The 13,203-nt window shown below is 41.6% G+C and carries 12 protein-coding genes; 3 read left to right on the forward strand and 9 right to left on the reverse strand.

Annotation, left to right across the window (positions count from 1 at the left end; genetic code table 11):
- Positions 1–54 precede the first annotated feature (54 nt).
- On the reverse strand, positions 55–1,992 hold the full coding sequence (locus ACQYAD_RS04855; protein WP_430236048.1) for a cytochrome b: 1,938 nt from the start codon (positions 1,990–1,992) through the stop codon (positions 55–57).
- 36 nt (positions 1,993–2,028) lie between these two features.
- On the reverse strand, positions 2,029–2,508 hold the full coding sequence (locus tag ACQYAD_RS04860; protein ID WP_430236050.1) for a hypothetical protein: 480 nt from the start codon (positions 2,506–2,508) through the stop codon (positions 2,029–2,031).
- A gap of 245 nt (positions 2,509–2,753) precedes the next feature.
- On the opposite strand from ACQYAD_RS04860, the gene ACQYAD_RS04865 reads away from it, so the two are divergent.
- A complete protein-coding gene (locus ACQYAD_RS04865; RefSeq protein WP_430236051.1) occupies positions 2,754–4,472 on the forward strand; it encodes a PAS domain S-box protein in 1,719 nt (572 codons plus the stop codon).
- Positions 4,465–5,163 carry a response regulator gene (locus tag ACQYAD_RS04870; RefSeq protein WP_430236053.1) on the forward strand — a complete coding sequence of 233 codons (699 nt, stop codon included), beginning with the start codon at positions 4,465–4,467 and terminating at the stop codon, positions 5,161–5,163. The genes ACQYAD_RS04865 and ACQYAD_RS04870 overlap by 8 nt, the downstream gene beginning before the upstream one ends.
- Positions 5,164–5,170: 7 nt before the next feature.
- Here the strand turns inward: ACQYAD_RS04870 and ACQYAD_RS04875 are convergent, their stop codons facing one another.
- The 7 genes from ACQYAD_RS04875 to ACQYAD_RS04905 all read right to left on the reverse strand — a co-directional run bounded on the left by ACQYAD_RS04875 (position 5,171) and on the right by ACQYAD_RS04905 (position 11,861).
- Positions 5,171–5,557 (reverse strand): hotdog fold thioesterase, encoded by a 387-nt coding sequence (locus ACQYAD_RS04875; protein ID WP_430236054.1) that lies wholly within the window; start codon positions 5,555–5,557, stop codon positions 5,171–5,173.
- A 154-nt stretch (positions 5,558–5,711) separates the two neighbouring features.
- A complete protein-coding gene (locus tag ACQYAD_RS04880; protein ID WP_430236055.1) occupies positions 5,712–5,912 on the reverse strand; it encodes a hypothetical protein in 201 nt (66 codons plus the stop codon).
- Positions 5,913–6,048: 136 nt separating this feature from the next.
- On the reverse strand, positions 6,049–7,557 hold the full coding sequence (locus ACQYAD_RS04885; RefSeq protein WP_430236056.1) for a leucyl aminopeptidase: 1,509 nt from the start codon (positions 7,555–7,557) through the stop codon (positions 6,049–6,051).
- A 1,515-nt stretch (positions 7,558–9,072) separates the two neighbouring features.
- Positions 9,073–9,786: a 3D domain-containing protein gene (locus tag ACQYAD_RS04890; protein WP_430236057.1), complete on the reverse strand. Its 714-nt coding sequence runs from the start codon at positions 9,784–9,786 to the stop codon at positions 9,073–9,075.
- Positions 9,787–9,883: 97 nt separating this feature from the next.
- The gene (locus tag ACQYAD_RS04895; protein ID WP_430236059.1) at positions 9,884–10,201 is read right to left on the reverse strand and encodes a YuiB family protein; all 318 of its coding nucleotides are present in this window, start codon (positions 10,199–10,201) and stop codon (positions 9,884–9,886) included.
- A gap of 83 nt (positions 10,202–10,284) precedes the next feature.
- Positions 10,285–10,431: a YuiA family protein gene (locus ACQYAD_RS04900; protein WP_430236060.1), complete on the reverse strand. Its 147-nt coding sequence runs from the start codon at positions 10,429–10,431 to the stop codon at positions 10,285–10,287.
- A 203-nt stretch (positions 10,432–10,634) separates the two neighbouring features.
- Complete coding sequence (locus ACQYAD_RS04905; RefSeq protein WP_430236061.1) at positions 10,635–11,861, reverse strand: NAD(P)/FAD-dependent oxidoreductase; 1,227 nt, start codon at positions 11,859–11,861, stop codon at positions 10,635–10,637.
- Between the two features lie 318 nt (positions 11,862–12,179).
- Here ACQYAD_RS04905 and ACQYAD_RS04910 point away from each other — a divergent pair, with 318 nt between their 5' ends.
- Positions 12,180–13,175 carry an NAD(P)/FAD-dependent oxidoreductase gene (locus tag ACQYAD_RS04910; RefSeq protein WP_430236063.1) on the forward strand — a complete coding sequence of 332 codons (996 nt, stop codon included), beginning with the start codon at positions 12,180–12,182 and terminating at the stop codon, positions 13,173–13,175.
- The last annotated feature ends 28 nt before the right edge of the window (positions 13,176–13,203 follow it).

Here is a 13,203-nt window from a genome sequence, read left to right on the forward strand (position 1 = left end):
ATTCACAATAAACAAAACGCCGATCCAGTTTGTGGACGGCGTCTTGCTGTTTTTTTATTTAAATAAGCCTTTCGCATCATTTATTGCCTTTTGCATTTGGGTTGCTAAAGACTGGGCTTTGCTCCAATCTGGATTGGCTTTGCTGACTTCCTCATTCAATCCGTCTGTTTCCATCTCTTTCACGATAGCGGGATTCTTTTCATTGATCCGATCCTTTAATGGATCAAGCGTTGCATCGAGTTGTTCAGCTTGTTCACGTGCTGCTGAAAGTTCCTTATTTTGAATGGCTTGCAGCAGTTTAGTGACAATCGCGTTTTCCTTATCTAATTGGGATGTCATATCCAAGTTTCCTGCTTTAACCAATGCATCTTTCATCGTCGTCAAGATTGTCGCTGCTTTTGTCCAGTCTGGACTGGCAGCGTTTAATGTTTCTGCTAATCCATCTGTATCCAAGTTGGCCACTAAAGATGGATCCAATTCCTTAATTGCATCTTTTGCCGGGTCGATGCTTCCGTCAAGTTCCTCAGCTTGTGCCAATGCAGCTTCTTTGTCCTGTTTTGCAATTGCGGCTTCCGTTTTGGTAATGCCAGTTAAAGCATTTGCGGTAATGGCAGTGATCCCAACAGGGAACAACGTTTGCGCTTGCTTAATGCCTGCCTCTGTACTTGCAACTAATGTCCCCGCTTTGCTTAAATCAGGGGATTTACCACTTAATAATGAAGCAATTTGATCAGATTTGATTTTATCTCCAGCTTTCGCATCTTTTGTCATAATAATCGTTTTTAATGGCAGTAAACCTTCGTTTAATTGAGCGGCGTCTTTTTGATAGCCTGCCTGATCCTTGCTAGCGATATCCTTTTTCAATTGGCCAACAAGGCTAAGAGATGCATCCAATCCTTTTGCAACAGCAGCATTGTCAATCTGGATGTTGGCTCCTTCCATCGATGCCATACCGATATGCTGTTTTGGCTTGGTTGCGTAAGCATTAATCGTAAGTCCACCTAATAGCAGGACAACAATGGCGGAAACGGAAACAATCAACTTTCTTTCTTTGATTAATTGCGTTTTGGCTCGATCCGCAAATGGAACGAGAATCAGAAGAACAACGATGGCAACGGATGCCCATAGCAACCCTGGTAGTCCTGCCCAGTTTTCAATACTGAAAATCCCCATGAATAACCAAGGCGGCTTCGTTGCTTCAAGCCCTTCGGTTGGAATTGGTCCTAATGCTGGCGGATAGATGACAGCCAAGAGAACAAGGAGACCAAAAGCAATAAATCCATAACCAACCAGTTTTAACCCATGCTGTGCAAACGTGTATTTCGGCCTGTTAATTGAAGGAGCAGCGGTTTCTTCATTTTTCGCTTTCCATGGCAATTGCGAAATTTTCAATTGTTTAACTAAGAATAAGTGGATACCGATCAACACAAATAGCAATAACGGTAAAATGCTTGTGTGCAAAACGAAAAATTTTGTTAAGATTGGAATTTTTGCCGCAAAGGTAAAGAAGAATCCCACTCCAGCCAGTTTACCTAGCTCCTGGGCATGTGCTAACGCTTCAGATGCTTCTTGGTCCCATTTCAAAACGGTTCCAGTGAAAATTAACCCGATCATGATCACAAATAGCGCAACACCGAATAGCCAGTGCAATTCTCTTGGCTTTTTGTATGATCCGTAAAACAGTACTCTTAAAAGGTGTAAAATCAATGTGATGACAGCAACGGTAGCGGCCCAAACGTGAAGCCCTCTTATTAAGCTGCCTAGCTTGACATCTGTAACAAATATCCGAATGCTTTGATTTGCCAGTTCTGGGTTCGGGCTATAAAAGACTGCCAGAATGACCCCGGTAATAATCAGGATTACAACGCTGATAAGGGTAACGCCCCCTAAAGAAAATAAGAAAGTGTTGGCATGTTTTGGAACTTCGTAGTTAAACGTTTTTAAAGGGAAGCGATTGTTAAACCATTCTTTAAATTTATTCTCTTTTGACATACTTCATCACCTAGTTTCTTCAAAGTGTATAAACGCTTATGCAACAGGTTTTATATCGGACAACGATTCTTTATGCTTATACGGTAATTTAGCGGCATATCGAGTAATAAGAACACCAATTAAGGCGGAACCGATTGCTAAAATGATTAAAAAGATGTTTAAACCCGTTGCTTTAAATCCCGGCTTAAATTCCAACAAATTCGATTTCTGCGGATCTTCTTTCAATGCTTCTGCCAGCGTTTTGTTTGCCTGTTCAAGATCTGATTTTTTCAAAAGAGCAATCGCTTGATTCAATTTGTTTTTATCGACAGTGTCAATGCCTTTTGCATATAGTGCCAATTGGGCTTTTTCCATTGCACCATTTGGATCTTGCAACCCTGTTGAAATATCAATTGCCTGGCGGATTAATGTTGGTGCATCCAGGGCGGTTGTACTTTCCCCCCCATGGGCTTCTGCAATCGTAAAAACCGAAAAGAATGAAACCAATAAAATAAAGAATGACAACAAGGATTTCATCTAAACCCCTCCCTTTAACATTTTTTGTATCCTTGTAGCTTTAGTATAAAAAAAAGATGGTTCGGCCGAAATTCCTCAATCAGATATAAATTTACCCCCACTGATACTTCTAAAGGAGTATCGATCCATACTCCCATTTTCTCTCTTAATTTTGACAATTCCGTGTTGTTTAATGGAGAAATCTAACATTAGAAAAGGGAAAAGATTACAATTGTAGTACAAAGGAAGGGGGCGTTTTGAAGGTGATGAGCTATACAAAGATTAAGTACTTAACGATCCTTTTTGCCAGCTCGTTTATCATTGGCTTTGAATATTATCGCCATAATTTTTTAATTTATGAGTTGCCGATGTACAGTGATATCATTTTATCGTCGATCATCTATTTTTCCATGATTTTTGGCTATACCCATTTTGTTTTTTCCATCATTAAAAAAATTGAAAAAAGACGGCAGCAAGAAGAACGCGAAGCTAAAACGATTTTCGAAAACAGCATTGACGGGATTTTTGTTTTTGACCACCATCTGCTGCTGACAGAATTAAACCGTGGGGCCGAGATCATGTCCGGCTACAATCAAAGCAAAGTAACCGGAAAATTATCGCTTGATCAATTAATTAGCTATAATGACAGTTTTTTAGATAAAAGCATCACATCCACACTAACGAGTGCAGCAGATACGAGTATAAAAATCGAGGAGGCTGCATTAAAAAAAAGCGACGACAGTTTCATTCCTGTTAGCGTTACCTTAACGCGAATTCCCGCCGAAAACCATGAAGAATATAAAACCGCAGTCATTGTCCGGGATTTGTCTGAACGGACACAAATGGAGGATGTGATTAAAGGACTTTATGAGGAAGCTACACAAAAGCAGCATGAAGCCGAAACAATGTACCGTATCTCACAGTCGATTACGTCCATTAAAGATCTGAAAAGCGAACAAATGAAACCAATTTTGTATAAAGTGGTAAAAGACATTGGCAACCTGTTTGATCAACTTGAAGTAGGCTTGTTGCTGTATGACTTTGTAAAAGGAAGCTTTGAGCTGGCTTCCATTTCAACTAACACTATGCGTGATTTAATGGTGGAAGAATTCAAATTGCAAGTAGAAAGTAGGCCATACAAATCACAGCACAGATATTTTTCATTTATTCCATTAAAAAAAGACGATTTAATCCTTGGATATCTTGGAGTTTACAATATCAATCGTATGAAAATTTCCCTGCACCAAAAGGAATTAATGAAAAACATTGTTCATAATCTTTCCATTTTGCTAGAAAATATCATGCTGTCACAACGAATGAGGGATATTGCCATTTCTGAGGAACGCGAGCGATTATCAAGGGAAATGCATGACGGTTTGGCGCAAATCATCAGCTCGATCCATGTAAAGCTGACCGCTTTAAAAGAAAATGCACTGGCGGTTGGGGGCAGCAGATGTTTTGAATGCATTCAATCAATGAGTATCATCGACTCCTTGGTCAATGAAGCCTATACAGAAGTACGGCAGAACCTGTTCCATTTGCGTGTTCCGATTTTAAACAATGTCCCATTTGTTTCGTACCTTGATTCCTATATTAAAAATTTCTGTGAACGGCATTCCTTTACAACCAAAATCGATATCGATTTTTCACCTACCAAAAATGAACTAATCGTATTGGAAAGAGAAAAGGTTCATATTATCCGTATTATCCAAGAAGCATTTGCGAATATTCGCCGCCATTCGAAAGCAACCCATGTTGAGTTTTCGCTTAAAAGCGATGGACTGTCTTATTGTTTTATTCAAATTAAAGACAATGGAGTTGGTTTTGAGTCAACTGAAAAAAAGCAAAAGGAAATGAGCTTGGGGCTTAAAACAATGAAAGAACGGATAAATCTTATCGGCGGGGATCTAAAAATTATCTCTGCGCCTGGTGCAGGAACAGAAATTAACATGACCCTTCCTTTGGAGGTTGAGCAATATGGATAAAATAAAAGTATTGATTTGTGATGATCATGAAATATTGCGCAAAGGTATGATCCAGCTGCTAAAATTAAGGCCTGGATTTGAAATCGTCGGGGAAGCAGCAAATGGCAAGGAAGCGATTGCACTCACGGATCAACTAAAGCCTGACATTGTTTTAATGGATATCCAAATGCCCATTCTTGATGGGATTGCCGCAACCTCCGTCATTCGCGGTAAATATCCCAGCATGAAAATCATTATGCTCACGATCTCGGATCAGGAAGAAGATTTGTTTAAGGCCATTCAAAGCGGAGCAAATGGATATTTGTTAAAAAATACAAATCTTGATGATTTGTTTTCAAATATAAAACGGGTTTATAACGGAACTCCAACTTTTTCTCCCGTTTTGGCGACAAAAATATTTGAACATTTCACGGTAATGAACGGATCGGCCAACAAAAAACAAGAGTATCCATTAAGCGATCGCGAAAAAGAAATTTTGGAATTGGTTGCCCGCGGCAGAACAAACCAATTTATCGCTGATGCTTTATTTATCAGCATCCATACCGTAAAAAAACACATGCAGCATATTTTGGAAAAGCTGCATGTGAACAATCGTGCTGAAGCGGTATCCCTTGCCCTTCGCAACGGACTCATCCTCGAAGAAAACAGCACACAAAAAAATGATGATCTTTCTGATTTCTTTAATTGGTAATGGCACACTATTGTTTGATTTTAAGCACAGCCATTGTGCATCTGGAGACACAAATCAACCGATCGTCTTCATCAGTAATTTTTATTTCCCAAACCATTGTTGTTTTGCCTTGATGAAGCACCTGCCCTGTAGCAGTAACATAGCCGTCTTTTTTGGAACGAACATGGTTGGCGTTGATTTCCAGTCCCACGACAACTTCTGTCTGTTTATCGACCAATTCGTAGGCTCCTACACTTGCGACCGTTTCAGCCAAGGCAACAGAAGCACCCCCATGCAGCAAGCCAAACGGCTGGCGGGTGCGGTCATCGACCGGCATCTGAGCGACAACCTTTCCTTTTTCTAACAACGTGATTTCAATCCCAAGCGCCCCGAGTAATGTTTTTTCCAAGTCCATTTTCGATCCTCCCATCCAAAAAAGTGTCTAAGAATTTGTTTACGGCGGTAGCAGTCCTGCCGCATGTAGTCTTTTACTAATTCCAGCTCCTTCGGTGAAAATCCTTTTGAATGCGAAAAAAAACAGCTTACTTGTAAGCTGTTTTTGATCTCGCTTAGTAATAATACGGATAACCCGGGTAACCAAATCCAGGATAACCGAAACCCCCGTAAAACGGGCGGTAGAATAACGGTGCTGCCAAGGCTCCTCCAAGCAGCCCTCCGACTAGCCCTCCGACTAACGGCCATCCAAATAATCCAAAGCCAAAAAACCGCTGATCCTGCCCTTGATATGGTCCTCGATAATACGGATACAATTGACGTACCTCCTTTTACTCTATACATGCCTACACTACTTCATATGCGAGTTGTTTCCTTTTGGAGTGGGCAATAGCATAGAGAAACAGGCATTTGTCATGATTTTCATCAGCACCCTTTTGGGCAAAAACACGTTTACTTTCCGAAGGGTTCGAATCGTTCAACAAACAAGGCAAGTGTCCGGGTCATGACGCCAGTTGCTCCGCTGGGACCAAGATCAGAATCTTTTGCTGTGGTTGCTGTTCCCGCAATATCCAAGTGCACCCATGGAGTATCTTCAGCAAATTCGCCAATAAATGCACCGGCAACAATCGCGTGTCCTTCCCGTCCCGGTGAATTATTTAAATCGGCAATTTTGCTGTTGCGAACCCTTTCTTTCTCTTTTTCAAAAAGCGGCAGCTGCCAGACAGGCTCCCCTGCTTCAAAGGATGCTTCAAGCACCTGCTCAAATAACCGCTCATTGTTGGTCATCGCTCCTGTTGTGTTAAGGCCGAGCGCAACAATCACTCCGCCCGTCAGTGTTGCAACATCAACGAGATAGCTTGCGCCATGGTGTTTCGCATATGTTACCGCATCAGCCAAAACAAGCCGGCCTTCGGCATCTGTATTCAACACTTCAATTGTTTTGCCGCTCATGGAAGTAATCACATCGTCCGGTTTAAAAGCCGAGCCGCTAATCATATTGTCGGTTGACGGGATAACAGCCACAACATTCTGTTGGGGCCGAAGCTCTCCGATGATTTCCATTGCTCCTAAAACAGCAGCAGCTCCGCCCATATCGGTCTTCATTCCGACAATTCCATCTTTCGTTTTAAGGGAATAGCCGCCCGTATCAAACGTGATTCCTTTACCGACAAGACCGATTACGTCCTCCCACTGCTCTTTCCCTTGATACTTGAGGACAATCATTTTGGGCGGTTCCGCAGAGCCTTGGTTTACTGCAAGAAATGCGCCCATTCCCAGCTTTTCAATCTCCTGCTTTTCTAAAATTTCCACTTCAAAATCGTACCGATCAGCGAGCTCTTTTGCATAATTGGCCATATCGGTTGCCGTCAACAGATTACCTGGCGTGTTGACGAGCGTCCGCGCTGAATTGGCTCCTTTCCCGAAAGCATAACCGACCGATAAAGAAGCATGCAGTTCCCCTTTGTCCACAACATCGCAATAAACGGTTATGTTTTCGATGTTTTTTTCCGGCACATTCGCTTTTTGGCGGTAGCCTTCGAAACGATATGTCGCCAGCAGCAGGGCTTCACTTAGCGCATGGGCTGCATCTGTGGCATCAAGGCGATCTGTAAGAAAGCTCGTTAACAAAACGGCCGTCTCTTCCTGCCTTTCTGCGTGAATCGTTTTGAATACTTTGCCAAAAACTTCACGCAGCTTGTCGAATGTCCATTCGTTTTCTTTTCCAAGCCCGACGAACCAGATTTTTTTCGCAGCCATTTTTCCTAGAGTATGTAGTTTGCTGATTTTTTTCAACTTAGCGGAAATCTCGCCTTCTTTTACAAGTTCGGTTAACCCGCCATCAAATGCTTCGTCAAGCATTTTTAATTGTCCATGAAATGTCGTCGGTTTATCAAACAATCCGATCACCACGCTTTCATGAACATCGCTAGGCGAGTACACATCCTTTATTTGAAACATCTCCTTCACCTCCAACAGTATTCTCTATTATTATAGCGAAAAATGCTAATTACTTCGAATTTCGGAAAGGTTTTAAATGAAAACTCGCCGACTGGCGAGCCTTTAGCGAAGACAGAGGCGTAGTTGAATTTACCACGCTCGTATACCTGCCACATCCTGTGGCACTCGCCTGACTAGGACGTCCTGTCCATCGTCCGTTCAGAATTTATCCATATAAATTCTGATTAGCTAAGAAAAACCGGGCAAAAATCGCCTGATCCTTTTTAGTTTGGTGGACAAACGGGGGCCGTTGATTTCTGCTTCAGGCACTCGCTTTCCGCTGGGCGTGCGGGTGAGCTAGTAATGACCGGTTTACCTTGAAAAATTGGTGAATTGGGCATTAGGGAAGGAGTAGTGACCGGTTTGACCTGTAAAATTGGTGAATCGGGCATTAGGGAAGGTAGTAGTGACCGGTTTACCTTGAAAAATTGGTGAATTGGGCATTAGGCGAGCCAGTAATGACCGGTTTACCTTGAAAAATTGGTGAATTGGGCATTAGGGAAGCTAGTAATGACCGGTTTGACCTGTAAAATTGGTGAATCGGGCATTAGGGAGGGTAGTAATGACCGGGTTGACCTCAAAAATTGGTGAATCGGGCATTAGGGAAGCTAGTAATGACCGGGTTGACCTAAAAAAATGGTGAATTGGGCATTAGGCAAGCTAGTAGTGACCGGGTCACCCTAAAAAATTGGAGAATCGGGCATTAGAGAAGCTAGTAATGACCGGGTCACCCTAAAAAATTGGAGAATCGGGCATTAGAGAAGCTAGTAATGACCGGGTCACCCCAAAAAATTGGAGAATCGGGCATTAGGGAAGGTAGTAGTGACCGGGTTACATTGAAAAATTGGTGAATTGGGCATTAGGGAAGCTAGTAATGACCGGTTCACCCTAAAAAATTGGTGAATTGGGCATTAGGGAGGGTAGTAATGACCGGGTTGACCTCAAAAATTGGTGAATTGGGCATTAGGCGAGCCAGTAATGACCGGTTTACCCTAAAAAATTGGTGAATTGGGCATTAGGGAAGCTAGTAGTGACCGGGTTGACCTGTAAAATTGGTGAATCGGGCATTAGGGAAGCTAGTAGTGACCGGTTTACCTTGAAAAATTGGTGAATTGGGCATTAGGCGAGCCAGTAATGACCGGTTCACCTTGAAAAATTGGTGAATTGGGCATTAGGGAAGGTAGTAGTGACCGGTTTGACCTGTAAAATTGGTGAATCGGGCATTAGGGAAGCCAGTAGTGCCCATTTATCCTGATAAATCTGAGAATAGGACTCAAAAATGCATCCGCATTTCCTTCGTTCAATGTTATTTCAGAAAGCTTTTTCAAAGTCCTACGGGATCTCACCTGTAACGCTAATCCCCCCTGGAGTCGGTGCCTTCCGCTCCAATCAACTTCATGCCCGTCGTGCGTCAGACAGAATGTGCATATAAATACTGATTAGCTAAAACAAAAAACAGGCCGGAGCCTGCTGGTCTTATCTTCTTTCCGTTCCAATGTACTGCTGGCGGAACACTTGCATGGATTCATTTTCATTTAAGGCAGTCAATTGATCTTCTGTCAATTTTCCGTTGCCTCTTTCAACAATGTATACATCCAATTTCTTTTTTCCCCATAGCTTGTAAACGTCTTGAACGGTTTCATAATAAAGGTCCAACTCATTTCCTTTAATCGCTCCGCCCTTATCAGCTACAACACCATACCCGTACCCAGGAATAAACAAAATCGTCCCGATCGGAAAAACCCTCAAATCCGCAGCAATCGTAGAATATAAATCCCTTTTTACTTTAACTCCAGAATAGGTAATTCCATAGTCCGGATGGTTTTTGTTTTTACCTGTTGATTCATATCCTGCTGTATAGCCTGTTGCCACAACAGTTTGTTTTGGGTACTGCGACCAATCGATCGCATCTTCCAATGGCGGCACTGTTCCCGCTACGGCTACACTTGAGGAAATTAACGGATCTGTCTCAACCATTTCCTGAATACTGCGAAATGCTAGTCCAAGAGATTTTAAACCAAGATCCAGAAACGAACTCGTATCGTTTGATTGTTGTGTCTCCAAGCCATATTCGTTCAAGAAAAGACTTTGTGCTTTTACACCAGAAATCGATTGAAAGGTCGATAAAAATGCCATAAAGAAAAGAATTGTCATTATAAAACGTCTTGTCCAAATTTTTAGACGATTCATCTAAATATTCACTCCTCCCAGCAATAATCATTTCCAAAAGAAGAAACGATTATACAAAAAGGAGAAAAAAAACCTTTCCACCGTGGGAAAGAGTAGTTTAAAACATTTGGTATCCGTTTTTTCGTAACAATTTGATGACAATCCCGGCTGTGATAGCACCAGCTAATCCACTCGACAAAATGATCACATCCGCAGCTCCTAGTGAAAGGATGCGCTGCCAAAGATCTTTTACCGCCGCTCCAGTATGGGTAAAATACTCAATAAAGCGGATTTTATCGATGATAAGAATGGAAATAACAGGATAAATCACCGCAACAATCCATGACATTCGAAGCAACATATTCAACAAGAAACCGATTCCAAAAAACAAAACGAAAAAAAGCAGCACTGATATCAATAAGACAACTAGATTCATTTGCTCCTCTGTTCCCCCTTCCCCTTTACAAATAAGTGTAATGAACGGTAAAAAGGGAGTCAATCAAAAGAAGAGCGGGCGTTCTAATCGTTAGAACCCCCCTGCTCTTCCTTGCTTTTTCCTGTTCCGCCACAACTCTTACATGTTTCGGAGCCACCAAGCAGCAATTGGAAATAACCGACTCCAGCACAATAGTCACACACTTTTGTTTCCAACTGTTGAACCGCCACCTTGATCCCCTCCTTCAAATTTAAATTTCACTTAATTTTCTGATAATTTTACCAGAAAACTCGGTAAATGAAAAGGAAAGAAAGAATGGAAATTGCAAAAGGTAAGCGGATACAACTGAAGTTTTCCGTGTTTTTCTTCTAATTGCTCAAATTTTCAACTATTTTTGCGAATAGAAAAAAACCGGGATTAAACCCGGCTTTTTTTAGAAAAACTTGAATTTCCCTTTTTTCATTACGAGTGGGACGCCGCCAATCATAAACAGTGAGCGGTTGTCAATTACCTTCTTCATGAATGAAGCTTTTGTTCCGGTTAATTTTTTACCATAAACGACACCGATCGCATCGTCTTCGCCAAGTGAGCATACCGTTCCTTTGATATCCGGCTTAAACTCTTCAAGCTCTTTTTTCTCGCGAATAAGTGCTGCTAAGTTGCGGGCGCAAAGTTCCCCTTGCTGCATCGCAATCTGTGCAGTCGGCGGATACGGACGATTGATTTCCTCATTAATAAACAAGGAAGAATCACCGATAATAAAAATATCATCATGTCCTGGTGCACGAAGATTTTTTTCCACTTTCACCCGGCCGCGCATTGCTTCAAATCCGGACTTTTCAATAATCGAATTTCCTCGAACCCCTGCTGCCCAAACTACGGTGCCCGCTTTGATTTCGCGCGGCTCCTCGTCACCTTTTGCAACTAAGATCCCATTTGGCGTACATTCTTTGATGGCTGTACCAATCAAGAATTCAACACCTTTCCGCTCCAATTGGGAAACAGCGTATTGGACAAGTTCCGGGTCAAAGCCTGGAAGGACTGTTGGCGCAGCTTCCACACAAATAATTTTCACCTTATGGAAATCCACATCATATTCATGGCAAAGCTCTGGAATACGATTCGTTAATTCACCGAGAAATTCGATTCCAGTAAAGCCGGCACCGCCTACAACGATTGCCAGCCTTTCGTCCTTTTTCTCTTCTTCCATATTGTATGTCGCAAATTGATACTCAATATGCTCGCGCAACTGCCGGGAAGAATTGACGTTTACAATCCCAAACGCATATTCTTTCAGTCCTTTAATACCGAATGTTTCCGGCTCGCCACCAAGGGCAACAACCAGATAATCATAGCTGATTTCGCCTTTTTCCAAAATAACCTTTTTTTCTTCTCTGTTAATTTCAAGTGCTGTGTCTTCAACAAACTCTACTTTGCTGCGATCAATGACATCGCGAATATCATAGCGAACACGGTCATGGTGCAATGTTCCGGCAGATGCTTCATGCAGCCATGTCGTTTCGTAATGATAATCATTTTTATTAACCAATACGATATCTGCTTCATTGACTCCAATCATCTTTTGCAGACGAACCGTTGTCATTAAACCGCCGTACCCTGCTCCTAAAATAACAACCTTAGGCTTTCTCAAAGTGATCACTTCCACCTTTTTAATTTTTTTCTTATCTTCTGCTAGAATTGGCCATATTATTTTTAAAAAAGAAGAAAAGATTGTGATATAATTCACGAACAGTGACATAAAAGTGTGCTTTTTTTGTCACAATATATCCACATATCATCTTATTCCTTTTTTCACGTTTTTTCAAGCAATTTTTGTTGGATTTTTAACACAAAAATGTTTACAATATTGTATTGTCTGATAATTCTATTTTTCCTAAAAATATTATTCTGAAAATGTAAGCCATTTTGTGTTATGATATAGGTTGGAATTGTAACTATGTAGATGGGGGGAATTTGAGTGCAAGAAGATCAAAAAGTGTATGATATTACAATTATCGGTGGCGGCCCGGTCGGTATGTTCACCGCATTTTACGGCGGAATGAGACAAGCATCGGTTAAAATTATCGAGAGCCTGCCGCAGCTTGGCGGACAGCTTTCTGCTCTATATCCGGAAAAATATATTTACGATGTTGCCGGATTCCCAAAGGTTCGTGCCCAGGAACTAATCAATAATTTAAAAGAGCAAATGGCCAAGTTTGAGCCAGCGGTTGTTCTGGAACAATCTGTTGAAAAACTTGAAAAACAAGCAGATGGCACCTTTAAATTAACGACAAATAAAGAAGTTCATTATACAAAAACGATTATTATTACTGCCGGAAACGGTGCATTTCAACCGCGCCGCCTAGAGTTGGAAACAGCAGCACATTACGAAAACAAAAACCTTTATTACTTTATTGAAGATTTAAATCAATTTGCCGGAAAAAGAGTGGTTGTATTTGGCGGCGGCGATTCGGCGGTCGACTGGGCTTTAATGCTTGAGCCAATTGCTGAAAAGGTAACGATTGTGCATCGCCGGGATAAATTCCGTGCCCATGAACACAGTGTTGAAAATTTGTACAACTCAAAAGTTGATGTCAAAACACCGTTTGTTCCAGCTGAATTAATTGGCGATGGCAATGAAATTAACCAGGTTGTTCTAAAAAGTGTAGACGGTGAAACAGAGGAAACGATTGATGTAGATGCGGTCATCTGCAACTATGGATTTGTTTCTTCACTCGGTCCGATTAAAGAATGGGGTCTTGAAATCGCGAAAAATGCCATCGTTGTAAACTCTAAAATGGAAACGAATACACCAGGAATTTACGCTGCTGGAGATATCTGCACATATGACGGAAAAGTGAAACTGATCGCCTGTGGCTTTGGCGAAGCACCGACTGCGGTCAATAACGCAAAAGCCTATATAGATCCAAAAGCAAAAATCCAGCCAGTGCACAGTTCTTCGATGTTTAACTAACATAATGAGTAAGAAAAACCGGGCAAAA

The sequence above is a fragment of the Neobacillus sp. SM06 genome, from assembly GCF_050496765.1.
Lineage (GTDB): Bacteria > Bacillota > Bacilli > Bacillales > Cytobacillaceae > JAEVLT01.

Bases quoted from the DNA above. Each gene is read 5' to 3' on its own strand.
- ACQYAD_RS04870 (WP_430236053.1), top strand. From the start codon at position 4,465: ATGGATAAAATAAAAGTATTGATTTGTGATGATCATGAAATATTGCGC.
- ACQYAD_RS04855 (WP_430236048.1), bottom strand. From the start codon at position 1,992: ATGTCAAAAGAGAATAAATTTAAAGAATGGTTTAACAATCGCTTCCCT.
- ACQYAD_RS04895 (WP_430236059.1), bottom strand. From the start codon at position 10,201: ATGAATCTAGTTGTCTTATTGATATCAGTGCTGCTTTTTTTCGTTTTG.
- ACQYAD_RS04885 (WP_430236056.1), bottom strand. From the start codon at position 7,557: ATGTTTCAAATAAAGGATGTGTACTCGCCTAGCGATGTTCATGAAAGC.
- ACQYAD_RS04875 (WP_430236054.1), bottom strand. From the start codon at position 5,557: ATGGACTTGGAAAAAACATTACTCGGGGCGCTTGGGATTGAAATCACG.
- ACQYAD_RS04865 (WP_430236051.1), top strand. From the start codon at position 2,754: ATGAGCTATACAAAGATTAAGTACTTAACGATCCTTTTTGCCAGCTCG.
- ACQYAD_RS04890 (WP_430236057.1), bottom strand. From the start codon at position 9,786: ATGAATCGTCTAAAAATTTGGACAAGACGTTTTATAATGACAATTCTT.
- ACQYAD_RS04860 (WP_430236050.1), bottom strand. From the start codon at position 2,508: ATGAAATCCTTGTTGTCATTCTTTATTTTATTGGTTTCATTCTTTTCG.